This window comes from Mycobacterium sp. NGS17 (genome assembly GCF_059813205.1).
The window spans coordinates 811905-837472 of sequence record NZ_JCALED010000001.1; the positions used below are offsets into that span (position 1 = coordinate 811905).

Consider the following 25568-nt stretch of genomic DNA (forward strand, 5'->3'; position numbering starts at 1 on the left):
GAGACCATGGACTGCGCGCCCCGGTGATGCACCATAAGCAGGTGGTCGATCAGGACGCCGATAGCGACAGGGTGTTCGAGTTCGTCGATGTCGTCGTGGAGCGCCAGGGCGTGCGCGCTCTCGACGGGCTGACCGCCGCCATTCCGGGTCACGGTGTGACGGCCGTGTGTGGACCGTCGGGCGCCGGCAAATCGACCCTGCTTCGGCTGTGCAACCGGCTGGAGCTGCCGACGAGTGGGCGGGCCTCGTTCTACGGATCGGACGTCGCCGGCCTCGACCCGCTGTCGCTGCGCCGCCGGGTGGGCATGTGCTTTCAGCGCCCGACTCCCTTTCCCGGCACGGTCGCCGACAACCTGCGGGCCGCCGACCCGGACGCGACCGACGCGCGGATGCGGGAGACGCTGGCCCGGGTGGCGCTGACCGGGTCGTGGCTGGGGCGTGACGTGGCCGAGCTCTCGGGCGGCGAAGCGCAACGCGTGTGCCTGGCTCGCACCCTGATGGCGCGGCCGCAGGTGCTGCTGCTGGACGAACCCACCTCCGCGGTCGACACCGAGGCCGCCGAGGTCATCGAGCGCGCGGTGCGCGAACTGGCCGCCGACGGGACCCCGGTCCTGTGGGTCACCCATAACGTGGCGCAGGTGCGACGCGCGGCCGACCGGGTCTTGCGCCTGGAGTTCGGCCGCAGCGTGGGGCTGGGCCCCGTCGCCGCCAATCCCGGCGATGGCTCGGTCGCGTCATGAACGGTCCGGTCGGCTGGGTGGGCCTGGCGACGTCGCTGGTCCTGGTGGCCTTCGCGGCCGGGATTTCGCTGTGGCGGCGACTGGGTTTGGAGCGGCAGCTGCTGTGGGCCGCGGCCCGCGCGCTGGTGCAGCTGCTGCTCGTGGGCGGGGCGCTGACGCTGCTGTTCGAACCGGGCCGGTCGCTGTGGTGGTCGTGGGCCTGGGTTGCCGGGATGGTGGCCTACGCCGGGGATGTCGCCCGCCGCCGGGCGCCGGAGGTGCCGCGCTTTGCGCCGCTGGCCGTGGCCGCGTTCGCCGGCGCGGCGCTGGTGACGCTGGGGGTGATCTTCGGCCTGCGGGTGTTCCCGCTGCAGGGCCGCACCCTGGTGCCGATCGCCGGGATGATGATCGGCAACTCGATGACCGCCATGGTGCTGGTGGCTCGGCGGCTGGTCGACGAGCTGCGCGACAAGCGCGACGAGGTCGAAGCCCGCCTCGCGCTGGGTCAGCCGTCGCGGCAGGCCGCGTCACCGTATCTGCGAATCGCCTTGCGCTCGGCCATATCTCCGCAGATCGAGACGACCAAGGCCACCGGCCTGGTGTTCCTGCCGGGCGCGATGACCGGTCTCATCCTCGCGGGGGTGCCGCCGTTGCAGGCCGTGCTGGTGCAGGCCGTGGTGATGTTCTTGATCCTGGGTTCGGTTGCCGCCACCACCGTGGTCGTCGCGATGGGCATCGTCCGGCTGGTGTTCACCCGCGACCACCGCCTGCTGCCGCTGCCCCGGCGGCCCGAGAGCGCCGGACGGTAAGCCCGTCGGCCGATCACCCCAGCGCGGACCCGGTTACACACTGGCCGTAATGTGTAAACAAGGCCAATTCAACGACGAACGAGGTGGGCGGAATGACAGTCTCCGAGCAAGCCGACACCGGCGCGGCCGACGCCAACTCTCCGGAGCTGGTGGCCTACGAGACCCTCGATGAGGGCCGCATCGCCCGGATTTGGCTGAACCGGCCCGACGCCCACAACGCGCAGAGTCGGCTCCTGCTGGTCCAGCTCGACGAGGCATTCGGCCGGGCCGAGGCCGACGACACGGTTCGCGTGGTGATCCTGGCGGCGCGCGGCAGAAACTTCTCCGCCGGCCACGACCTCGGTTCCGAGCAGGCCCTGGCCGAGCGCGCACCGGGGCCGGGGCAGCATCCCAGCTTCCGCTCGCGCGGGGCCACGCTCGAGCCGATCATGGAGAAGCTGTACCACCAGGAGTGGCACTACTTCTTCGAAAACACTTGCCGTTGGCGCGATCTGCGCAAGATCACCATCGCCCAGGTGCAGGGGAACGCGATATCGGCCGGCTTGATGCTGATCTGGGCGTGCGACCTCATCGTCGCGGCCGACAACGCAAAGTTCAGCGACGTCGTCGCGGTCCGGCTGGGAATGCCGGGTGTCGAATACTACGCCCACCCTTGGGAATTCGGACCGCGAAAGGCCAAAGAGCTTCTGCTGACCGGGGATTCGATCGACGCGGACGAGGCGCACCGACTGGGTATGGTGTCCAAGGTTTTCGCTGTAGACGAATTAGAGGAGAAGACACTCGAATTCGCGCGACGCATCGCCGAACGGCCCACGATGGCGTCGCTGCTCATCAAGGATTCGGTCAACGCCGCCTCCGACGCGATGGGCTACACCGAGGCGCTGCGGCACGCGTTCCACGTGCACCTGCTGGGGCATGCCCACTGGGCGGCGTTCAACGAGAACCGTTGGCCGGTTGGCCAGCCCCCGCACGTCGAGGACTGGCGTAACGCGAAGCCGACGAAGCTGGCGCGCCGCGACACGCCGTAGCGCCGCGCCGCAAAAGCCTAACGAGACCGGGGGTAGCGATATTCGCCCCGAGCGGACATGCTTCTATAGCTAGAACTTGTTCCAGTTTGAAAGGGCCTCGCGTGCAGCTGTCTTTCGAAGACCGGACATATCTGATCACCGGCGGCGGTAGCGGGATCGGCAAGGGCGTGGCCGCCGGGCTGGTCGCGGGCGGGGCCTCGGTCATGATCGTCGGCCGCAACGCCGATCGCCTTGCGGCGGCCGTGAAGGAGATCGAGGCGCTCCCCGGGAGCGGCTCGATCCGCTACGAGCCCGCCGATGTCACCAATGAGGACGAGGTGGTCCGTGCGGTGGACGCCGCGACGGCCTGGCGCGGCCGGCTGCATGGCGCGGTGCACTGCGCGGGCGGCTCGCTGACCGTCGGCCCGATCACCCACACCGACTCGGAGGCGTGGCGAAACACCGTCGACCTCAACGTCAACGGCACCATGTACGTCCTCAAGCATGTGAGCCGCGAGTTGGTGCGGGGCGGTGGCGGCTCGTTCGTCGGGATCTCGTCGATCGCGGCCAGCAACACCCACCGCTGGTTCGGGCCCTACGGGGTCACCAAGTCGGCGATCGACCACATGATGATGCTGGCCGCCGACGAGCTCGGCCCGTCGTGGGTGCGGGTCAACAGCATTCGACCGGGTTTGATCCGGACCGATCTGGTCGACGCGAGCGTGATCCAGTCACCCGAGATCAGCGGCGACTACGCACTCTGCACGCCGCTGCCGCGGGTCGGCGAGGTCGAGGACGTCGCCAACCTGGCGATGTTCCTGCTCAGCGACGCCGCAACCTGGATCACCGGCCAGTGCATCAACGTCGACGGCGGACACATGCTGCGCCGCGGCCCGGACTACTCGTCGATGATGGAACAGATGTACGGCGCCGACGCGCTGCGCGGAGTGGTCTGAGCCGGGAGGATCGCTGTGAAAAGGCTTGAGGGCAAGCGGATCCTGGTGACGGGCGCCGCGTCGGGCATCGGTCAGGCCGCCGCGCTGCGCCTGCTCGACGAGGGTGCCGCCGTCGCGGCCTCGGACGTCGCCGCCGACGGCTTGGACCGCACCCGTGCGCAGGCCGACGACGCCGGCACCGCCGACCGGCTCACCACCATGCCGATGGATGTCGGCAACGAGGAGTCGGTGATCGACGGCGTGCGCCTGGCGGTCGAGCAGTTGGGTGGGCTCGACTCGCTGGTGAACGCCGCCGGCATCCTGCGGGCCGCGCACACCCACGAGACCAGCCTCGACCTCTGGAACCAGATCGTCGGCGTGAACCTGACCGGCACCTTCCTGGTGGTCCGAGAGGCGCTACCGTCCCTGCTGGTGAATCCGCGCAGCGCGATCGTGAACTTCAGCTCGACGTCGGCCTCGTTCGCCCACCCATACATGGCCGCCTACGCCGCGAGCAAGGGCGGCATCCAGGCGTTCACCCACTCGCTGGCGCTCGAATATGCCAAGCAGGGTCTGCGCGCGGCATGCGTGGCGCCGGGCAGCATCAAGTCCGGGATCACCGACGCCACCGGCGGCTACATTCCGAAGGACGCCGACTGGTCGCTGTTTCCCCGGCTGATGCCGATCCTGCCGACGACGGTGGAGTCAAGCGGCGCCGGCATGGCCGAGCCCGGCGCGATCGCCGGCGTCATCGCCATGCTGGTGTCCGACGACGGCGCGTGGATCACCGGTACCGAGATCCGGATCGACGGCGGCACCCACGCCTGACGGTGGCGACCCGCCGCGGTTGCGATCGCCTGGTCAGTTGACGCACGGGACGCCGCCGCCGTCGATCGGCTTCCCCTGATCGGGCGTCGGATAGGTCGTGGTCGTCCCGTTGTAGTAGTAACTCTTGGCCTTGGCCGACGTCGTGCTGGAGCTGGTGCTCGTGGTGTCGTCCATTTGGGTCTCGTCGGCGGTGGGCATCGAGAAACTGGTGTCCACGGTCAGCCGGATGTGTCCGGCCGCGACGCCGGGACTCGGCTGTTTGGGCGCGTCCACGCCGAGCATGCCGGCCAGGCTGAGCGCATCGGTCTGAGCACCCGCGCCGTACTCCACCGTCGTGGTGGTCGGGTCGCCCGATTCGCGGTCGCGCACCTGGCCCGGCGTGAAGCCCTTCTTCTTCAGCGCGCGCGAGACCTGGGTGGCCAGACCACTCATGGCGCCGGAGTTGACCACGTCGACGACGGTGGACGGATCGGGTTTGACGGCCGTGGTGCTCGGCGCGGTCGTCGGCGTGTCGGCGCCGATCGCCGCGGCCACCTCGGCCTTGATCGCCGCCGGGTCGACGATGTTGACGTCCTGGCCGTCGATGTTGTCGTAGCGCACCACCGGCAGGGTCCGGAACTCGACGTTGCCGCCGGCCAGCCCGCCGAGCCGCTGGATCATGTCGTCGTTCCAGCCCGCCGAGAGCACCACGTCTTTGCGCGCCACCGCCATGAGGTTCTTCAACTTGTCGATGTTGGTGAAGGTGCCCGCCGCCTGCAGCTCCTGCATGACCGAAGAGATGAACGCCTGCTGCCGGTGGGTGCGGTCCAGGTCGCCGTTGTCCAGGCCGTGCCGCTGCCTGACGAACGACAGCGCCTCGGACGCGTCCAGCCGTTGCCGGCCGGCGGGGAAGTCCGCGCCCGAATACTCGTCGTAGACGGGGTGGTTCAGGCAGACGTCGACGCCGCCGAGAGTCTGTGCCAGATCGAAGAAACCGGCCAGATTGATCTCGGCGAAGTAGTCGATGGGAACGCCGGTCAGGTTTCGCACCGCGCGCAGCGTCGCCGCCCGGCCGGCCTCGCGGCCCTTGGTCTCCAGTTCCTTCTGCGTGCTGTCGCCCTGGCTGGCCAGCTTTTGGGCGACGTACTGTTTGGTCAGCCCGTACGCCTCTTTGATCTTGATGTGGTTGTAGCCCGGGACTCCCGTGAAAGGCACCCAGTCGTCGCGGGGGATCGAGAAGGCGACGACTTTGTTGTCGGCGCTGACGTGCACCAGGATCATCGTGTTGGTGTTGTAGCCACCGTCGTCGGAATCGCCGGCGTGCAGATGCTTCAGGATCGAGTTGGGCAGGTCGTTGCCGTCCTGGTCTTTACGCGAATCCAGCCCGATCAGCAGGATGTTCATGTTGTCGCCGCTGGAACGCGGATCGTCGGGCAGCAGGGCGTTCGACACGGTGATACCGCCCAGCGCGCCATGCGCCACGTAGTACCCCGCCCCGGTGAGCCCCACGGCGGCAACGGAGACGAGCGCGCCCAGGGTGCGCGTCAGCCCCTTGCGGAAACGGGAGGGTTGACGGACTGCTCGATGACGACGATGTGCGCCGCCCGAGCGGGCCATCACAAACCTCTGCCCACGCCCAGCGCATCACCAGGCACCACAACGGTGCCCTGCGGCGATGTCGCTTCAAGCATGGTGACAAGTATGCGTTAGCTTGCTGTGAAGCCTCCAATCGAGAGCACCCGTCACAGGCTCCCCGCAGGCGCGTTTGTCGAGCCGACCAGGAGCGATTCGCGCTCGTCCCATCGGCTCTACCAGCAGGTTCAGCGCGGCCGCCGCCGCGACGGTCTCCTGCGGGTCTCCGGCCGGTCACGACGCCGCCCGGATCGAGCCGAACTTGTTACCCAGCGGATGCGGCGCCGGAGACCGCCACCGCTCCGTCGCTACCGGGCTTTGACCAGGTCCTCGCCCGCGCTGTAAAAGAGCGCGATGTTGGTGCCGGTGACGATTTCCGCGAGGTAGACGCCGACGGGTTCGATCTCGTAGTAGTAGCGGACGTTGCCGTCGTTATCCAGCGTCGACGCACAGGCAAAGTCCGGCGCACCGCAGCGCTGCTTGACGGGTGCGGCGAGGACGGCAAGCAGTACGACGACGGCGGCGCCGACGACCAGCGGTTTCGCTCGCGCCGGATTGACCACGGTTGGAGTGTAAGCGGGGAATCCAGTGGCTTCGGCGCGCGGCCGGGATTCGTCATCGCGGCCGATCGGATACCGCCTGGGGCGTTTGGCTGCCCGGGTACGGCGGGTACGCGGCCATGAGCCGAGCGAAGGACTGAGCATGATCGACACACGCCTCAGGCCGTCTCCGGCGGGGCGGCCGGCAGATTCGGAGCCGGTGCAACCGGGCAGTCCCGGCGAGACGCCGGAGCGGCTGACGCCGACGGAAACGCCCGAACGGGTCACGCCGGCAGAACCGCCCGAGCGCTTGACGCCGTCCGAACCACCCGAGCGCCAGGCGCCGGAGTAGCCAACACGATTGGAGAGCAGATATGCGCGCCGAGGAAGGCGACGAAACCGTCAAGGACTACGCGAACGAGGGACGAGAAACCCTCGGCCGCATCAAGGCTTCGCAACACGGGGGCGGTCGCCTCGGCGACATCGCCCGGCGCTTCGCCAGCCTGTGGCGAGGCCAGCGCGGTACCGAAGACGCCGAGCCTACCACGTAAAGCCCTCAACGACAGGCTAATTCGGGTCCGCAGGTGCGGGATGCCGGTGGGCCCAGGGGCGCGCCTCTTCGAGTTGCGCTGCGAGCTGCAGCAGATCGCCGTCTGCGCCGAGCTTTCCGACGAACTGCACACCCAGCGGCAGTCCGGCATCCGTCCAATGCAGCGGCACACTGATCGCCGGGCGGCCGGTGAGGTTCGCCAGCTGCGTATAGGGCACCCAGCCCAGACTCTCCTGGATGAGGTCATCGAGGATTCCGCTGAGCCCCATGAGTTTTCCGGCGTGGACCCGGCTGACCAGGCGGGCCACCCGCTGCAACGGGGCCGACGTCGTCGTCGCACCGACCGCAATCGGTGGGGTGGCCAACGTAGGGGTCAAGAAGAAGTCGTAGCTTGCGTGAAACGCGGCCAGCGACTGGATGTAGTCGTTCCGATTCTCCAGTGCGGACATCACGGGCAGCACACCGCCCGACCGGCCCAGTTCGGCGATGGCCAAGGTGTCGGCCTCAAAGTCGCTGTCGCGCGCACCGATTCGCCGTTTGATGTCGGCGACTTGCTGGTATAGCTGGCCGAACCAGATGGTCAGAAAGTCACGCCCCAGCGCAGCGTCGTCGTACGGCGGCGCGACCTCCTCGACCTGATGGCCGAGCTCGCGAAGAAGCGCCGCGGCGTTTTCGACCGCGGCGACGGCCTCGCGGTGCGGCCGAGCGTTGATCGCCGAGCGCGCCGAGTATCCGATTCTCAGCGTCTGCGGGCGGAGTTTGATCTGTTCGCCAAACGCGTTGTCGGGCAACGCTACTCGGTAGGCTGCGCTCGGGTCGGGTCCGATGATCGCGTCGAGCAGCGCCGCGCTGTCGCGCACGGTGCGCGACACGACTCCCTGGGTCGCCATGCCCAGCAGCTGTTCACCCGTCTGTGGGCCGTAGGGCGCCAACCCCCGGCTGGGCTTGAGGCCGACCAGTCCGTTGCAGGCGGCGGGGATGCGGATCGACCCGCCGCCGTCGTTGGCGCCGGCGGCGGGCACGATGCCCGCCGCCACGGCGGCCCCGGATCCGCCCGAGGAGCCGCCGGGGGTGTGCCCGGTGTTCCACGGATTGCGGGCCGGCCCCCAATAGTCGGGTTCCGTCACGCCCTTGGCCCCGAACTCCGGGGTGTTGGTCTTGCCGAAGATCACCAGGCCCGCGTCCAGGAACCGCTGGGTGACCAGGGCATGCCGGTCGGCCACGTCATGGGCCAGCGAGCGCGAGCCGCACGAGGTCGCGAAGCCGCGGTATTCCTGACCGAGGTCTTTGAGCAGAAACGGCACACCGGCGAACGGTCCGCTCAGGTTTGGGTCGGCGGCCTGCCGGTCGGCCACGTCGTCGAGGCGGCAGACGATGGCGTTCAGCCGCGGATTCACCTCGTCCGCTCGTTGCCGCGCCAACGCGAGGAGCTCGGCCGGGGTGACCTGCTTGCGCGAGACCAGGTCGGCCAGCGCGGTCGCATCCAACGACATGTACTCGTCAAGGTGCACGAGTGCTCCTTCGCTTCGGTGGGCTTGCGTAGCGCGGGCATCACCCTCTTCGCGATCAACGCCGCTGCACGCTGTCGACGTTAAGCCAACGCGAGCTTTGCGTGGGGGGCGCCTTAGTATCACCTGATGCCCGCGGCAGCTGAACCGTTCACGATCCAGGGCCCCGGCGGGGTGCAGATCGTCGCTGACCGCTTGGGGGATCAGCAGGCGCGCGCGGTGGTGTTCTTGCACGGCGGCGGACAGACCCGCCGGTCCTGGGGGAAGGCGGCCGCTGCCGTGGCGGCACAGGGGTGGCAGGCCGTCACCGTCGACCTGCGTGGCCACGGCGAATCGGACTGGTCCGACGACGGCGACTACCGCGTCGTCAGTTTCGCCGCCGACGTCCAAGAAGTGCTGCGCACGCTGCCCCCGCGGCCGGTGCTGGTCGGTGCATCCTTGGGAGGGTTCACATCGATGCTCCTCGCCGGGGAGCTGTGCCCGGGCATCGCCAGTGCGGTCGTGTTGGTGGACATCGTGCCGAACATGGACCAGTCCGGCGCGAACCGGATACATGCCTTCATGGCCGACCGCGTGGAGTCGGGCTTCGGCTCACTCGACGAGGTCGCCGACGCCATCGCCGAATACAACCCGCACCGGCCGCGACCAACCGATCTGGAAGGCCTGACCACCAATCTGCGTCGCCGCGGCGATCGCTGGTACTGGCATTGGGACCCTCAATTCATCAGCGGCACTGCGGCTTTCCCGCCTTTCGAGGTGACCGACCCGGACCGGATGCACGCCGCCGTCGGCGCTATCCTGCGCGGAGGGGTGCCCATGCTGCTGGTCCGCGGCCAGATGAGCGACCTGGTCAGCCAGGAGCGCGCCGACGAATTCCTCGCGCGTTTCCCGCAGGTCGAATTCACCGATGTTCGCGGCGCGGGACACATGGTGGCGGGCGACCGCAACGACGTCTTTGCCGGTGCTGTGCTGGATTTCCTTGCCCGGCACGTCGATGCCGGATGAACCGGATGCGTGGAACAAGTTGGCCGCCAGCTCATTTCAGGTCGGCAGCCCTGCTACTATCTGGCGGGCGCAAGGGAGAAAGGGACGGCGTGACCATACGGTGGTTGCGGGGGCCGGTGCTCTTAGGGGCTGTGATGGTGATCGCGACAGCCGTGGCGAAAACCGCTCCCGCAGCGCCGCCCCCGGCTCTGCCGTCGCCGCCCCCCGCGCCGGGCATCGGAGTCGATCATGAATCCGGCAGGTGCACAGCCGGATTCGCGGCGCAGGGATCCGACGGCAGTTACTATCTGATGACGAGCGGGCACTGCGACTCACACGACGGCGCGGAATGGACGTACGGTAACGACGCTCCGCTGGGCAGGATCTCCGCCAGCGAGCACGACGGCGACAAGCGAGACGCCGCGATCATCCGTCTGGAGCCGAGCGTCGGGATGCCGATAGGCGACGTCGGCGGCAGGTATCAGGTCCGGGAGGTGTTGAGCCGCCAGCAGATTCAGGCCGGCATGCCGTTCTGCAAGATCGGCGCGGTGACCGGCGAGACGTGCGGTGCCGTCAAAAGCATCAACGGTGACGTCGTCGAGGCCAGCGTGTTCAGCCTGGACGGCGACAGCGGCAGTCCAGGCTTCGTGATGAACCCGGACGGCACCGTCAGCGCGGTCGGTCTGTTGATGTCATCGCCCGACGGCGACGACTACACGACGTACTTCATGCTCATCAATCCGCTGCTGGGCAAGTGGGGACTGCGGGTGCTTCCGTGAGTGGCGCTCGCGGCGGTGAGCAGGGATCCGTTCGCACCTGAAAGCCGTTTACTGCGGGTGGGCGGCCACGTAATCGGCGGCCGGGATCGGCGACGATGCGTCGTAACCGATGGGGAGCAACACATCGCCCGCCGTCGTCAGACAGTAGACGTCCCACCGGTAGTACGCGGCGAACGTCGCGGGGTCGGCGGCGATCAGCGCCGCGTAATCGTCGACCGCGCGCACATATTGGTTGGCGTGGTTGTACCCGTAAATGGCGTGATCGCGATCCGTGGCGAACCCGTTGGCCGCCAGGTAACGGCCCGCCGCCAGGATGCTGTCGTGGGGCGAGTGGATGTCGCCACCCTGGCCGTAGCCGGCGAACGTCGAGGGCAGGAACTGCATGGGTCCCTGCGCACCGGCGGTGCTCGCGCCGACGATGCTGCCGAAGCGCGACTCGACGAAGTTGATCGCGGCCAGGTAATTCCAGCTGACCCCGGATTCGGACTCCGCCTGGCGGTAGTAGTTCATCAGCTCGTCGGCCGGTGCCGGCGGCGCGATGCGCCACGCCGGCAGTGTTTCTCGCACCGGGGTCAGCGCGGTGAGCTGGCGGCGGGCGTCGACGTTGCGGTCGTAGACATCAACCAGCTCCGGTGGGATACGCGGGCGCGTGGTGGCGTCCCACTCGGGGTGGCGCCCGATGGCGCGGTAGGCCGCCTGCTCGCGATGCGCCGCCGCCGTCAGCGCCGGGTCCGGTGTCCCCGGATCGCGCAGCGCGCGCTCGTCGGCCACCAGGTCGTCGGCCAACTGCGTGGGGTCCGACGCCAGGCGAGGCTGCGCGCCCGGCGTGCCTGAGTCGGCGGGCACCATCCGTGTCGTCAGCGCCGGAGGCGCGGGGACGTGCGCGGCCGTGGTCGGTCCGGTCGCGGAGTCGGGATGCGGCGCCGAACAACCGGCGAGCGCGAACACGATCGCCCCAACGACAAGTGACGCGATGCGCCAGTCACGACTCGCGGTGATGCGTGCGTCCAATGCCTCGAATCCCACCGTTCCGTTAGTTGGGTTACCGCGAGTCTGTCGCATCCGAGCATCGGACATCAATGCGGCGGCGGTCTTTTGTTCGCAGGGAGTTGTCACAATTGCGCGGCACTCTCAAACTGATTGGTATGCGCGACCGCGAGAAGATCGACTCAGAATTGCGGCTCATCGCGCTGCGGCGCCAAGCGATCCGCGAGCAGGGTGGTAGGCCATCGTCCGTAGAGGCCGACGAACTGCTCGACGAAATCCTGGCCCACGGCGCCGGCACGTCTGAGCTCGATCCGTTTGCAGTCTGGGAGACCGAGGTCGTCGCCGCCGCACGGTCGCGCGCCAGCAGAATCCGCGCCATCGCGTCGCGGCGACAAAAGGTTGCCGCGCTGCGCCGCTTCGGCCTTTTCGCCGCGCTGCCGCTGTCTCTGGTGGCCGTCGTCGCCGCCGTGCTGGTGATGTTCGCACTCCACCGCCAGGATTCGTCCGCGCAGCCGGAGGACCCCCCGCCGTCGGCCGCGCCCTTCACACCTGCCGCGCCCTCGACGCCGGCCGCGCCCTTCACGCCGGCCGCGCCGAAGCCGTCGGCTCCCGCGATCAGCGCTATTGACGCGGCGTTCGTCTCCGTGCTGAAGCAGGAAGGCGTGCCAGTTCCCAGCCAGGATTACGTGCTGGCGCAAGGGCATGCGGTGTGCGATTTCCTGGCGCACCAACCGAACTTCGCGGACGCCGTCGGGTTCGTGCAGCGCACATCCGTATGGAATGCCGATCAGAGCACCGCCGTAACCGCGGGTGCCATTGCTTCCTATTGCCCCCAGTCCCGACCTACGACCCCTGACCAGATCTCGCCGGCCTATCAGAACACGCTGTCTGATCTGCAGGCCATTGAGCAGAAGCTGCAAGGCATTCAAGGGAATCTCAAAGACATTCAAGATGGTCTGCCGGGCATACCGGGCCGACCGTGACCCGGCGCCGTCGGCAGGCCGTCCGAAAAATGCGTGTGGAGATAGTGACCTGTAGTTATTGTTTTCGCTATCATGGGTTAGTAGCCTCACAGCGGAGGAGGCCCTCATGCGTTACATCACCTCGATCGATCCCGTTGACCACCAGCGCACGAGTCGCCCGCTGGTGGGACAAGCGCTGAAAAGTCCGGCCAAAGAGCCCGCGTTGCTTTTGATGGCGGTCGGACTGGTGGCGTACGGGCTCTGCCTTGCGTGCTTGGCGCACTGCCAATACGGGAACGCGCTCATCGCCGCCGTCATTTCGTTGCTGGCTCTGGCGACGGGCGGGGCCTGGTTATGGGTGGAAGCACGGCGAGTCCGGAAACTTGACAGCGACTGGAACAGCAAAGAACACGAAAACCTGGCGGGTTGATCGAATTCACCGCCGGCATTCGAAGCCGCACCTGGTTTTATGGTTCAAGTAAAAGTTTGAGCTGTTCGCCGTAATGGCTGAGCGATTCGACAGTCAACATATTCTCATGTGCGCAATCGACCGCATACTCGGTGATGTCGCCGACGACGTAAGGGCGCCAGCTCTGTGTGAATGACGCACTGCGCTCGCTATCACCCGGCGCAGCGACGAATATGGTCATGTCACCGCCATAAATTCGGGGTTCGTGGGCCCGCTGCAGCTCCACGTTGCCATTGAGATTTTGAATGAGCCAATCGACAAGCCGCTTGAGCCGCGGAAACTCCGTGATTCCTCGCTGAACCATTATTTCTTCTAGGCGCTCATAGGTGAGCGGCTCATCCTCCTCGGAAAGGTCTATGCCGTAGAAACGCAAGACTTCTTCCAAAGTCTCTTTGTCCTCTAGAGGGTGGCTGGGTAGTTTCGCGCTGTCGTCGAGACGGACTTGAGCGTCGAAAAGGATGAGGCGTCCGATTGCGCATCCGCGTTGCTGGAGCTCGATGGCGATTTCATGCGCGACGACGCCGCCGAAAGACCAGCCCAGAAGATTGTAGGGTCCGCTGGGGCTAATCCTTTGAATTCTGTCGGCGTAGTTCTTCGCCATCTCCTGAATTGTCTGTGGTTCCGCTTCTTCGGCCTCTAAGAGTTGCTGAATTCCAACGATCGGGCATTCCAGGTACTGACCAAGACGCTGATACGGCCAACTCATTCCGCCCCCGGGATGGATGCAGAACAGCGGAACGCCCGTACCCTCCTTGAGGATCTCGACAGGCACAACTTCGGGCTCGCTGGTCTGCCTGCCCACCTGCAGGCTCAAGCGCCTAACGGATGGCGCGTGGAACAGGGTGCGCACCGCGAGGTCGGTGTCGAGCGCTTCGTTGATCGCGGCGATGACTCGCATCGCGGAGATGCTGTCGCCGCCGAGTTCGAAGAATGAGTCATCGACCCCGACTCGTTCGAGGCCGAGGATGTCGGCGTAGATGCCGGCCAGGATTTCCTCGGTGGCCGTGGAGGGGGCGCGGTAACGCTCGGTGTCGGTGTAGTCCGGGGCGGGCAACGCGCGGGTGTCGAGTTTGCCGTTGGCGGTCAGCGGGAGAGCGTCGACGGCGATGATGGCGGCGGGGATCATGTAGGCGGGCAGGTGTTCGGCCAGCGCGCTGCGCAGGGTCGCGGGGTCGGCGTGCCCGGTGATGTAGCCGATCAGGCGTTTGGCCCCGGGTTGGTCTTCGCGGGCGAGCACCACCGCCTGCTCCACCCCGGCCAGGGTGGTCAGGGCGGCCTGGATTTCGCCGAGTTCGATGCGGTAGCCGCGGATCTTGACCTGCTCATCGGCGCGCCCGTGGTAGTCCAGCTGCCCATCGGGGCGCCAGCACACCAGGTCCCCGGTGCGATACATGCGTTGTCCGGGGGCCTCGGGCCCGGCGAAGGGACAGGCCACAAACCGCGATCCGGTCAACCCCGCGCGGCCCACATAACCCACGCCCACCCCGGCGCCGGCCACATACAACTCACCGATCACCCCGACCGGCACCGGGCGCAACCACCCATCAAGGACGAACAACGCCGCCTGACCCACCGGTGAGCCGATCGGCGGGGCCCCCGACCCCGCCACCAGCGGGGCGCTCAGCGTGGCATAGATCGTGGTCTCGGTCGGCCCGTAGCCGTTGACCATCACCCGACCCGGCGCCCACCGATTGACCACTGCCGCCGGGCAGGCCTCCGCGGCGATCACCAACGCCGCCGACTCCAACCCCTGCGGGGACAACATCCCCACCGCCGAGGGGGTCTGGCTCAACACCGTGACCTGCTCGGCGACCAGCAGGGCCTGCAACTGCTGCGGGGAACCGGTCACCTCCTCAGAGACCACCACCAGGCGCCCACCATGCAGCAGCGCCCCCCAGATCTCCCACACCGAGTAGTCAAAGGCATACGAATGGCACTGCGCCCACACCTGATCGGGTCCCAGCGTCAGCCCGGCCTCCCACGACGCGAACAGCCGGGTCACGTTGTGGTGAGTGACCGCCACCCCCTTGGGCGTCCCAGTGGTGCCCGAGGTGTAAATAATGTGCGCCACATCATCAGCAGCCGGGGCCGGCAACGGCGTGCCCGCACCGGCCTGGATGCCCGGATCGTCGAGGTCGATGACCGTCACGTCGTGGCCTTCGACCCGCGCGCGCAACGCGGCGGTGGTCAGGACCGCGACCGGGGCGGCGTCAGCGAGCATGAACCCCACCCGCGCGTCGGGCCAGCCCGGATCGATCGGCAGATACGCCGCCCCGGTCTTGAGCACCCCCAGGATCGCGGTGATCGCCTGCACCGAACGCGACAACACCAGCGCCACACACTGTCCCGGGCCCGCACCGTGACCGGCCAACAGCGCCGCCACCCGATTCGAGGCCTCATCAAGCTCGCGATACGTCATCGAACCGCCCGCGCCCACCACCGCCACCGCCTCGCCGGCGCGCGCCACCTGCGCAGCGAACAGCACCGGGATCGACACCCCGCGACCCGGTCGGCCCAACACCGCCCGATTCCCCAACACCTCCAACTCGGCATACTCGCCCACATCGAGCACCTCGACCGACGACAACCGCCGCCCCGGCTCGGCCGTCATCGCCACCAACACCCGCTCCAACCGCGCCACCAAAACCTCAACCGAGGCCGCATCAAACACATCGGTGCGGAATTCGACCGCGCCGCCGATCCCGGCGGGCTCACCGGTGCCGGTCCAGCGTTCGGCCAGTGAGAAGGTCAAGTCCATGCGAGCGGTGTGAGTGTCCACCGGCCGTGACGTCACCTGCAGGTCACCCAAGCCCAATTCGGCGGTGAGGTTGTTGTCTTGACCGGCGAAGTTCTGCCAGGCCAGCACCACCTGCACCAGCGGGTGATGGGACAGGCTTCGGGTCGGGTTGAGCCGCTCGACGAGCACCTCGAAGGGCACATCCTGGTGTTCGTAGGCGGCCAGGCTTCGCGCGCGCACCTGCGCCAGCAGCTCGGCCACGCTGGGATCTCCGGTCAACTGGACCCGCAGCACCGAGGTGTTGACGAAAAAGCCCACCAGGTCGTTGAGCGCGGGGTCCCGCCGCCCGGCGATCGGGAAGCCCACCGCCACATCGGGACTGGCGCTCAGCTTCGACAGCAGCACCGCAAGGGCGGCTTGGATCACCATGAAACTGGACGCGTTGTGCTCCCGGGCCACCCGCGCGATCTGCTGCTGCAAGCCCGCCGGCCAGTCCACCGTCACGCTGGCGCCGCGATAGTCGGCCACCGGTGGGTAGGGCCGGTCGGTCGGCAGCTGCAGCCGCTCGGGCATCCCGGCCAGGGCCTGCTCCCAGTAGGTCAGCTGCGCAGCGATGCGGCTCTGGGCATCGTCGAGCTCACCCAGCTGCTCGCGTTGCCAGAGTGTGTAGTCGACGTATTGCACCGGCAATGGCGCCCACCCCGGGGCTTGTCCCGCGCACCGGCTGGCGTATGCGACACCGAGGTCACGTATCAGCGGGGTGATCGACAACCCGTCGGCGGCGATGTGATGCACCGCGGCCACCAACACGTGCTCGTCGCCGGTGATGCGGAAAAGCTGTGCCCGCAAGGGGATCTCGGTGGAAAGGTCAAACGGGCGACGCGCCGCGATGTCGACGGCGTCATCCACGTGGCTTGCCGCCCAGCCGGTGGCGTCGATGATCTGCCAGCCGAAGTCGGCGCGTTCAACGGGAAGGATCACCTGCCGTCCTATGCCGTCGACCGCGGGGAACAGCGTGCGCAGACTCTCGTGGCGGCCAACGACATCTGCCAGCGCCGCACCCAACGCCTCGGCGTCCAGCGGCCCGCGCAGCCGCAACACCACCGGCATGTTGTACACCGGGGAGGGCCCCTGCAACTGCTCGATGAACCACAACCGCTGTTGCGCGAACGACAACGGAACGACGGCGGGTCGCTCGCCCGCCACCAATGGGGCTACCCCACCCGCCTCCGCGTCGATACGGGGCGCCAACTGGGCAACCGTGGGGGCCTCGAACACCGCCCGCACCGAAAGGCCGGCATCCAGGCCGCTGTTGATCGCGGCGACCAGGCGCATCGCCGACAGCGAGTCCCCACCCAGATTGAAGAACGAATCGTCGACCCCGACGCGCTCGATGCCGAGGACATCGGCGTAGATGCCGGCCAGGATCTCCTCGACCGCGTTGCTCGGGGCCCGGTACTGGTCGGCATCGGTGTATTCGGGTGCCGGCAGCGCCCGCCGATCAAGCTTGCCGTTGACCGTCAGTGGTAACGCCTCCAGAACCACCACCGCGGCCGGAACCATGTAGGCCGGGAGCCCCTCGGCCAGCGCCGCACGCGCCCGGGCCGGGTCGACGCTGCTGCCGGTGACATAGCCGACCAGACGTTTGTCGCCCGGTTGGTCCTCGCGGGCGATCACCGCGGCCTGCTCCACCCCGTCCACCGCAGCCAGCGCCGCCTGGATCTCACCCAATTCGATGCGATAGCCGCGGATCTTGACCTGGTCATCGGCGCGCCCCAGATACCGCAACTGCCCGTCAGCGCCCCAGAACACCAGATCGCCGGTGCGATACATCCGTGCGCCCGCGCCACCGAACGGGCAGGCCACGAACCGCGACGCGGTCAAACCCGCGCGCCGCCAATAACCGCACCCCACCCCGGCTCCGGCCACGTACAACTCGCCGACCACGCCGGCCGGCACCGGGCGCAAGGACGCGTCCAGCACGAAGAATGCCGCATGTGCCACCGGCGAGCCGATCGGCGGCGCTCCGGAACCCGCTGTCAGCGGCGCGCTCAGGGCCACCCACATGGTGGTCTCGGTGGGACCGTATTCGTTGATCATGAGCCGCCCCGGAGCCCACCGATCCACCACTTCGGCCGGACACGCCTCGCCGCCCACCAGCAGGGTGACCGAATCCAACCCGTCGGGCGACAACATGCCCGCCGCGGACGGGGTCTGGCTCAAGACGCTGACCTGTTCGGCGACCAGCAAGGCGTGAAAATCTTCCGCCGAGCGGGCCACCGCGTCGGGTACCACCACCAGCCGCCCGCCGTGCAGCAGCGCACCGAAGATCTCCCAGCCCGAGATGTCGAAGCTGTAGGAGTGCCATTGCGTCCAGACCCGCCCCGGTGCCGCGAGTCGCGGATCCAGCGAGGTCAACAGTTGGGCCACGTTCTGGTGGGTGATGGCCACGCCCTTGGGTGTCCCGGTGGTGCCGGAGGTGTAAATGAGGTATGCGAGATCGCCAGGCGCCGGCGCGGGCAATGCGGTGCTCGGTTGCGCAGCAACGGCCTCGTCGTTGATATCGATGATTGCGAGGTCATGTCCGTCCAGCCGGCCGGCAAGAGCGGCGGTGGTGATGGCGGCGGTCGGCGCGGCGTCGGCAAGCATGAACCCGATCCGCGCTGCGGGTAGCGTCGCGTCGATCGGCAGGTAGGCCGCCCCGGTCTTGAGCACCGCCAGGATCGCCACGATCGCCTCCGCCGAACGGGGCAGCACCAGCGCGACGCGCTCGCCCGGGCGGGCACCGCGGCCGATGAGCAGGTGCGCCAACCGGTTCGCCGCCTCGTCGAGCTCGCGGTAGGTCCACGAGTGCTGCGCGCAGGTCAGCGCCGGGGCATCGGGGGTACGGGTCACTTGCGCGGCGAACAACGCCGGAACCGATACCGGCGTGGGCGCCGCCTCCGTCAGCACCGCCCGGTTGCCCCACCGGCCCAGCCGGTCGTGCTCGGCCGCATCAAGCAGATCCATCGCCGACAACCGCCGCGTCGGGTCGGCCGTGAGCGCCGTCAGCACCCGCTCCAGCCGCTTGATCAGCACTTCGATGCTGGTGGCGTCGAAAACGTCGGCGCGGAATTCGACCGTGCCGCCGATACCGGCCGGTTCACCGGCCTCCGTCCAGCGTTCGGACAGGAAGAACGAAAGGTCCATCCGGGCGGTGCGGGTGTCGACCGGCACGGGTGTGGCCTGCAGATCACCCAAGGTCGTTGCGGCGTCGGGGCCGTTGTTCTGCCAGGTCAGGTTCTGCCAGCCCAACACCACCTGGATCAGCGGGGAATGGCTGAGCGATCGGGTCGGGTTGAGCCGCTCGACGATCAGCTCGAAAGGCACGTCTTGGTGCTCATACGCGGCCAGGCTGCGCCGCCGCACCTGGGCCAGCAGCTCCGCGACAGTGGGATCGCCCTCCAGGTCGACGCGGAGCACCAAGGTGTTGAAGAAACAGCCGACCAAGCCATCGAGCTCGGGGTCGCGGCGGCCGGCGACCGGGAAACCCACCGCGACGTCGCTGCTGGCGCTGATCTTCCCCAGCAGCACCGCCAGGGCGGCCTGCACCACCATGAAACTTGTCGCATTGTGCTCACGAGCAACCCGCTGCACCCGCTGCTGTAGCTGCGGCGGCCAATTGACCGCCACATCGGCGCCGCGGTAATCGGCAACCGGCGGATAGGGCCGATCGGTGGGAAGTTGCAGGCGTTCGGGCATACCGGCGAGGGCATCCTCCCAAAAGCCCAGCTGCGCGGCTATCGGGCTCGCGCTGTCCGCCAGATCACCGAATTGCTCGCGCTGCCACAGGGCATAGTCGGCATACTGCACCGGCAACGGCGCCCAGTCGGGGGCCCGTCCCGCGCGTCGGCTGGCATACGCCACACCCAAATCGCGCGCCAGCGGCGCGATAGACCCGCCGTCCGCCGCGATATGGTGCACCACGATCATCAGCACGTGCTCGTCGTCGGCCACGCGGAAAAGCCAAGCGCGCAAGGGGATTTCGCTGGCCAGATCAAACGCATAGCGTGCCGCCGCGCCGATGGCCTCACTCAATTGGCTGGTGGGCCAGCCGGTCGCGTCGACGACGTCCCACCCGAAGTGGGCCTCCTCGGCGGGCACCACCACCTGCTGGGGGGTGCCCTCGTGCGCCGCGAAGACGGTGCGCAGACTCTCGTGGCGGCCAACCACATCGGCCAGCGCCGCACCCAACGCGTCGGCATCAAGCCGCCCGCGCAGCCGGAAGGACGCGGGCATGCTGTAAATCGGTAAGGGGCCCTGCAATTGGTCAAGGAACCACAACCGGCTTTGGGCGTACGACAACGGGATCCGCGGCGGACGCGGCATCTGCTTCATGGGCGGCCGAGCCGTGCCGCCACGGTGCCGGTCCAGATACTGCGCCAGAGTCCCGACGGTGGACGCGTCAAACAGGTAGCGCACCGGCACTTCCCGGCCCAATGCCAACTGCAGCCGCGCGCTCACCCGGGTGGCGATCAGCGAATCACCGCCGAGGGCGAAGAAATCGTCGTCAAGCCCGACGCGACTTGCCCCCAACACCTCGGCGAACACCTCGGCGACAAGCTTCTCGGTCTCCGTGTGTGGCGCCCTGAACGGTGCACCGGCAAATAACGGTGCCGGCAAGGCCTTGCGGTCGAGCTTGCCCGACGAGGTCAGGGGGAACTTCTCGAGAACCACGATTTGCGTCGGCACCATGTACTCGGGCAACCGCGCGCTCAACCGCTGACGCACTGCGCTGACCTTGGTGTTGGTGTGCGGGTCGTTCGCATCGGCCCCGCCTCGGTCCGCCCCGGCGGGGGGCAGGTAGAGGTCGGTCAGCGGTGCGGAATGCCGGCCATCGCGGTCGTCCGGGGCGATGAAGACGGCATCCAGGGTGCCGGCCTGGGCTCCCCAGGTGACGGCGACGCGGTAGCCGGTGGTTTCACCGAGGCGGTGCAATTCTTCGGCAACGACGCCCGCGTTCTCGGTGGTGCCTTGGGCCGCTGCTTCGGCCGGGTGCAGCCCGGCGGCAAGGTCGCGTTCGACGCGGACGTCGTCGATCACTCCGGCGTGGGGGATGTCGGTGACGCGAACGGTGGCGGGGCGTTGGGACAGGAGCCGCGCGTGCAGCCCGTCCAGGTCGGCGCATTCGGTCCAGGCCCACATGGGTGCGCCGGCGAGCGAGCGCACCGGGGCGGGAGCCTTGAAGAAGATGACGTCGTAGCGATACCGGTTGAGCTCGTTGTCGGCGAATCCGCGTTTGACTTCGATGTCGACTCCGGCCACGGATGCGTGATTGTCGGCTAGGGCGGCGAAAAACTCTGGGGCGAGCAGCAATTCGGGCTCGCCGAGCATGGCGGACTGGACCCGTTGACGAATCTCGGCGGCGTCGGTGGACGTGGTGTGGGCCAGCGCGACCCGGGTTTGGAACGCGCCCTGCAGGCTGTGGTTACGCACGTCGCCGATGAACAACGACCCGCCGGGGGCCAGCAGATCCATGGCGCTGTCGATGAGGTCAGACAGATATCCCGCGTTGGGGAAGTACTGCACGACCGAGTTGAGAATGATGGTGTCGAAGTAGCCTTGCGGCAATGCCTCGGTGACGTGGGCCGGTTGGGTCAGCAGCTCGACCCGATCGCGCCACGGGATCTGCAATTGCTCCAGCGAGCGGGCGAGCTCGTCGATAACGACCGCGGACATGTCCGTGGCGACGTAGCGCTCGCACACCGGGGCGATCTGCGACAAAACCAGACCGGACCCGACGCCGATCTCCAACGCCCGCCGCGGCCGCAGGGCCATGATCCGATCCACGGTGGCGGCACGCCACTCCACCATCTCCTCGAGCGGAATCGGGTCGTCGGTGTAGCTGCTGTTCCAGCCCCGGAAATCCATGCCGAATCCCGGCGCCTCGGATTCGGCGCCGTACAGCTCGTCATACAGGTGTTGCCACTCTTCGACGGCTTCGGCGTCGCGGTCGGCGCTGCTGGTGTGATCGACGGTGATGTAGGCGATCAGGTGAGAGCCGGCGGTGCTGTGATGCACGGTGACGGCGGCCCGGTCGACCTGGGGGCAGGCCAACAGCGTGTTCTCGATTTCCCCGAGTTCGATGCGCTGTCCGCGCAGTTTGATCTGGGTGTCGGCGCGGCCCAGATAGTCCAGGGTGCCGGCGTGTGTCCAGCGCACCAGGTCGCCGGTGCGATACATGCGCGTCCCCCGACCCACATGCGGGTTGGCGACGAACCGTTCCGCGGTCAACTCGGGGCGGCCCACATAGCCCTGCGCCAGTGCCGGCCCGCTCAAGTACAGCTCGCCCACCACCCCGATCGGCGCCGGGTTCAACCGCGCATCGAGCACCAAAGCGCACATCCCCGGAATCGGGGCACCGATGGTGATCGGCTGCCCCGCCGACAGCGGCGCACTGCACGAGGCCCAGATCGTGGCCTCCGTGGGACCGTATGCGTTGAAGAGTCGCCGCCCCGGGGCCCAAGCGGCCACCAGCTGCGGTGGGCAGGCCTCGCCCATGGTGACCAGCGTGTCCAACCCGTCCAGCCGGTCCCGATCCAGCGACGACACGACCGACGGGGTCATCACGGCCGCGGTGACGCGCCGGGTCTGGAGCAATCCGGTCAATGCCTCGCCGGCGTACACCTGCGGCGGGGCCACCACCAACGTCGCTCCGGATCCCACCGCCCACAACAACTCGAACACCGAGGCATCGAAGGTCGGCACCGAGACCATCAATACCCGCGCATCCGCGGCCGACCCGAAGACATTGCGTTGCGCCGCAACCATTCCCAACAAACCGGCATGGCTGACCGCCACGCCCTTCGGGACACCGGTAGACCCGGAAGTGAAGATGACGTAGGCGGTGTCGTCCGCTCCCAGCGGCGCCAGGCGGTCGGCGTCGATGATCGGGTCCGCACGGCGCTCGGACACGTCCAGGCCGTCGATCCGCAGCACCGGGCGCGCCCCGGCCGCGGTCACAGGGTCCCCACCACAAGTCAGCACACATACCGCCGCCACCGCGTCCAACACCGTGGCGACACGTTCGGGCGGATGGGCTCGATCCAGCGGCACGTACACGCCACCGGCCTTGACCACGGCCCACCACGCCACCACCAACTCCACCGAGCGATCCATCGCCACGCCCACCGCGCGCTCCGGACCGACCCCAGCCTCGATCAGCACCCGCGCCAACCGCGTCGACCACTCGTCGAGCTGGCGATACGACAACTCTCGGGCACCGTCGACCACCGCCACCGCGTCCGCGTCGGCCGAAACCGCCGCGGCCAGCAACTGCGGCGCCACGCCGACCGGCGCCCCCGCGGCGACGCCGGACCATCCCGACAGCACCAGCTCACGCTCACCGCGATCCAGCAACGCGACATCGCCCACCGCCACCGACGCATCGGCCGCGGCCACCTCGATCACCCGGCCAAACCAGGTGACCAACCGCTCAATGGTGGTTCGGTCATACAGATCGGTCGCATACGTCACCACCCCGGCGGCCATCGGCGCATCCGAGTCTTCAGTGCGCACCTCGCTGAGATGGAAATCCAGGTCGAACTTGGCGGTGCGCGTCGACCCCCCCAACGGCTCGACGCCGAGGCCGTCGAACGTCAAAACTTCGGGTCGCACATTGTTCTGGAAGACCATGGCCACCTGGAACAGCGGGTGATGCGCAGTGGAGCGGGCCGGGTTGAGCTGCTCGACCAGTCGCTCGAACGGCACATCCTGGTTGCCGTAGGCATCCAGCGCCTTCTGCCGCACCTGTTGGAGCACCTCGCTGAACCGCTGCCGAGGATTCACCCCCACCCGCAACACCCACGTGTTGACGAAGAACCCGACGAGCTCGTCAAGCGCCGAATCCTGCCGTCCGGCGATCGGCGCACCCAGCACCACGTCCTCACCGACGCCGACACGGTGCAACACCACCGCCAAGGCCGCCTGCAGGACCATCGAGGCCGTCGCGTTATGCGCCGTCGCCAGCGCCTTGGTACGCGCCCATACCTGCGGCTCGATGCGAATCTCCACCGCGTCACCGCGGTAACTCGGCACCGGCGGCCGGGCGTGATCGGTCGGCAACGACGCCACCTCCGGCAGGTCGGCCAACTCGTGCCGCCAGTAGCGCAACTGCCCGGCGATCACACTGTCGGGATCGGACTCCGCCCCCAGGCAATCCCGTTGCCACAGTGTGTAATCGACGTATTGCACCGGCAACGGCGCCCACTGCGGGGCCCGGCCCTGCCGGCGCGCCCGATACGCCTCGGCCACATCGCGGACCATCGGAGCCAGCGACCACCCGTCAAAAGCGATGTGGTGCACCACAATCCCGAGCACATGCTGTTCGGGACCCACCGAATAGATCTGCGCACGAATCGGGATCTCCGTCGACAGGTCAAACCGATAGCCCGCCAACACCACCAATTCGCCGACGACATCCTGCTCCGACAACGACGTCACCGTGGTGCCTCCGCGCCGCCACATCCCGGCCCGGGCCGGCAGCACCTTTTGGAACGGCACACCGTCAGTGTCGGGGAATATGGTGCGCAACGATTCATGCCGGTCGATCACGTCATCGAGTGCCGCGTTCAGCGCGTCGACGTCCAGCGCTCCGCTCATCCGGAAAGCGGTCGGAATGTTGTAGGTCGCAACCCCGCCCTCGAATCGGTTGAGGAACCACAACCGCTGCTGGGCGAACGACAACGGAATCACCGCCGGCCGCTGCGCGGGGACCAACGGCGTACGCCGACCCGCCTCCCCGCCGATGCGGGGCGCCAACTGGGCGACCGTGGGTGCCTCGAATACTGTGCGCACCGACAGACTCGAATCCAGGCTGGTGTTGATCGCGGAGATCACCCGCATCGCCGAAATGCTGTCGCCGCCCAGCTCGAAGAAGGAGTCATCGATCCCGACGCGCTCGAGTCCGAGGACCTGGGCGTAGATGCCCGTCAGGATCTCTTCGACCGCGGTGGCGGGGGCGCGGTATCGCTCGGCGTCGGTGTAGTCCGGGGCCGGCAGCGCGCGGGTGTCGAGCTTGCCGTTGACCGTCAGCGGCAACGCCGGGAGCGCCACGACCGCCGTCGGCACCATGTAGGACGGTAGGCGCTCGGCCAGAGTGGCGCGAATCTTCGCGGGGTCGGCATCGCCGGTGATGTAGCCGATGAGGCGTTTGTCGCCGGGCTGGTCTTCGCGGGCGATGACCACCGCCTGGTCCACCCCGGCCAACCCGGCCAGGGCTGCTTCGATTTCGCCGAGTTCGATGCGGTAGCCGCGGATCTTGACCTGTTCGTCGGCGCGGCCGAGGTAGTCCAGTTGCCCGTCGGCACGCCAACACACCAGGTCGCCGGTGCGATACATCCGCTGCCCGGGCGCCCCGAACGGACACGCCACAAACCGCGACCCGGTCAACCCCGCGCGGCCCACATAACCGACCCCCACTCCGGCGCCGGCCACATACAACTCGCCGATGACCCCGAGCGGCACCGGGCGCAACCACCCATCGAGGACGAAGAACGCCAGATCTGCCAATGGGACGCCGATGGGACTGGCATTGCGGTCGGTGTCGGCGCTGCCGATCTCGCGCAACGAGGCATGCACCGTTGTCTCGGTGATGCCATACATGTTGATCAAGCGCGGTAGGGCAGGGTGGTTGTTCAGCCAAGTTCGAAGACGGTGTGGCTCAAGCGCTTCGCCGCCGAACACCACAGTGTGAAGCTCAAGCTGATGCGCCGCATCGGACTGTAGTGCGTCGGCGTTTTGCAGCGCATAGAACGCCGAGGGGGTTTGGCTTAAGACGTTGACGTGTTCGGCAACGAGCAGGGCGTGGAAGTCGTGCGGGGAGCGGGTGACCTCTTCGGGCACCACCACCAGCCGCCCACCGTGCAGCAGCGGCCCCCAGATCTCCCACACCGAGAAGTCGAAAGCACAGGAGTGGAACTGCGTCCACACCTGGCCGGGTGCGAACTCCAGGTCGGCAGCAAGTGACTCAAACAACCGGGTGGCGTTCCGGTGGGTGATGGCGGTGCCTTTGGGGGTTCCGGTGGTGCCGGAGGTGTAGATCAGGTAGGCGATGTCGTCCGGGGTGGGGGGCGGTAGTGGTGTGTTGGGCTGGTGGTCGATCGCA

Annotated in this window: 15 protein-coding genes; 10 read left to right on the forward strand and 5 right to left on the reverse strand. The window is 67.9% G+C overall.

Annotated features, from left to right (window positions below):
• The first annotated feature begins 41 nt into the window (after positions 1 to 41).
• The 5 genes from AC5Y7E_RS04015 to AC5Y7E_RS04035 all read left to right on the forward strand — a co-directional run bounded on the left by AC5Y7E_RS04015 (position 42) and on the right by AC5Y7E_RS04035 (position 4298).
• Positions 42 to 740 (forward strand): ABC transporter ATP-binding protein, encoded by a 699-nt coding sequence (locus AC5Y7E_RS04015; protein ID WP_499947495.1) that lies wholly within the window; start codon positions 42 to 44, stop codon positions 738 to 740.
• Positions 737 to 1528: an ABC transporter permease gene (locus AC5Y7E_RS04020; RefSeq protein WP_499947496.1), complete on the forward strand. Its 792-nt coding sequence runs from the start codon at positions 737 to 739 to the stop codon at positions 1526 to 1528. Before AC5Y7E_RS04015 ends, AC5Y7E_RS04020 begins: the two co-directional genes overlap by 4 nt.
• Positions 1529 to 1620: 92 nt before the next feature.
• Entirely contained in the window at positions 1621 to 2556 is a 936-nt protein-coding gene (locus tag AC5Y7E_RS04025) for an enoyl-CoA hydratase (RefSeq protein WP_499916830.1), read from the forward strand.
• A gap of 101 nt (positions 2557 to 2657) precedes the next feature.
• The gene (locus AC5Y7E_RS04030) at positions 2658 to 3491 is read left to right on the forward strand and encodes an SDR family oxidoreductase (RefSeq protein WP_499947497.1); all 834 of its coding nucleotides are present in this window, start codon (positions 2658 to 2660) and stop codon (positions 3489 to 3491) included.
• Between the two features lie 15 nt (positions 3492 to 3506).
• Positions 3507 to 4298, forward strand: a complete 792-nt coding sequence (locus AC5Y7E_RS04035; protein WP_499947498.1) for an SDR family NAD(P)-dependent oxidoreductase — start codon at positions 3507 to 3509, stop codon at positions 4296 to 4298.
• Between the two features lie 33 nt (positions 4299 to 4331).
• On the opposite strand, the gene AC5Y7E_RS04040 is transcribed toward AC5Y7E_RS04035, so the two are convergent.
• Positions 4332 to 5894: an LCP family protein gene (locus AC5Y7E_RS04040; RefSeq protein ID WP_499916826.1), complete on the reverse strand. Its 1563-nt coding sequence runs from the start codon at positions 5892 to 5894 to the stop codon at positions 4332 to 4334.
• Positions 5895 to 6217: 323 nt separating this feature from the next.
• Entirely contained in the window at positions 6218 to 6472 is a 255-nt protein-coding gene (locus AC5Y7E_RS04045) for a hypothetical protein (RefSeq protein ID WP_499916825.1), read from the reverse strand.
• Between the two features lie 350 nt (positions 6473 to 6822).
• On the opposite strand from AC5Y7E_RS04045, the gene AC5Y7E_RS04050 reads away from it, so the two are divergent.
• Complete coding sequence (locus AC5Y7E_RS04050) at positions 6823 to 6999, forward strand: hypothetical protein (RefSeq protein WP_499947499.1); 177 nt, start codon at positions 6823 to 6825, stop codon at positions 6997 to 6999.
• Positions 7000 to 7015: 16 nt separating this feature from the next.
• Here AC5Y7E_RS04050 and AC5Y7E_RS04055 read toward each other — a convergent pair whose 3' ends face one another.
• A complete protein-coding gene (locus tag AC5Y7E_RS04055) occupies positions 7016 to 8509 on the reverse strand; it encodes an amidase (RefSeq protein WP_499947500.1) in 1494 nt (497 codons plus the stop codon).
• Between the two features lie 126 nt (positions 8510 to 8635).
• Between AC5Y7E_RS04055 and AC5Y7E_RS04060 the strand changes: the two genes are divergently transcribed.
• Together AC5Y7E_RS04060 and AC5Y7E_RS04065 are read left to right on the forward strand one after the other, a co-directional pair.
• Positions 8636 to 9511 (forward strand): alpha/beta fold hydrolase, encoded by an 876-nt coding sequence (locus AC5Y7E_RS04060; protein WP_499947501.1) that lies wholly within the window; start codon positions 8636 to 8638, stop codon positions 9509 to 9511.
• Positions 9512 to 9600: 89 nt separating this feature from the next.
• On the forward strand, positions 9601 to 10269 hold the full coding sequence (locus tag AC5Y7E_RS04065; protein WP_499947502.1) for a S1 family peptidase: 669 nt from the start codon (positions 9601 to 9603) through the stop codon (positions 10267 to 10269).
• Positions 10270 to 10317: 48 nt separating this feature from the next.
• Here the strand turns inward: AC5Y7E_RS04065 and AC5Y7E_RS04070 are convergent, their stop codons facing one another.
• Positions 10318 to 11118 (reverse strand): lytic transglycosylase domain-containing protein, encoded by an 801-nt coding sequence (locus AC5Y7E_RS04070; RefSeq protein ID WP_499947603.1) that lies wholly within the window; start codon positions 11116 to 11118, stop codon positions 10318 to 10320.
• A 296-nt stretch (positions 11119 to 11414) separates the two neighbouring features.
• On the opposite strand from AC5Y7E_RS04070, the gene AC5Y7E_RS04075 reads away from it, so the two are divergent.
• Both AC5Y7E_RS04075 and AC5Y7E_RS04080 read left to right on the forward strand, forming a co-directional pair.
• Positions 11415 to 12239 carry a DUF732 domain-containing protein gene (locus AC5Y7E_RS04075; protein WP_499947503.1) on the forward strand — a complete coding sequence of 275 codons (825 nt, stop codon included), beginning with the start codon at positions 11415 to 11417 and terminating at the stop codon, positions 12237 to 12239.
• Positions 12240 to 12345: 106 nt separating this feature from the next.
• Positions 12346 to 12648 carry a protein UsfY gene (locus tag AC5Y7E_RS04080; RefSeq protein ID WP_499916817.1) on the forward strand — a complete coding sequence of 101 codons (303 nt, stop codon included), beginning with the start codon at positions 12346 to 12348 and terminating at the stop codon, positions 12646 to 12648.
• 37 nt (positions 12649 to 12685) lie between these two features.
• On the opposite strand, the gene AC5Y7E_RS04085 is transcribed toward AC5Y7E_RS04080, so the two are convergent.
• Positions 12686 to 25568: amino acid adenylation domain-containing protein (locus AC5Y7E_RS04085; protein WP_499947504.1), on the reverse strand; the 12883-nt coding region annotated here is incomplete at its 5' end.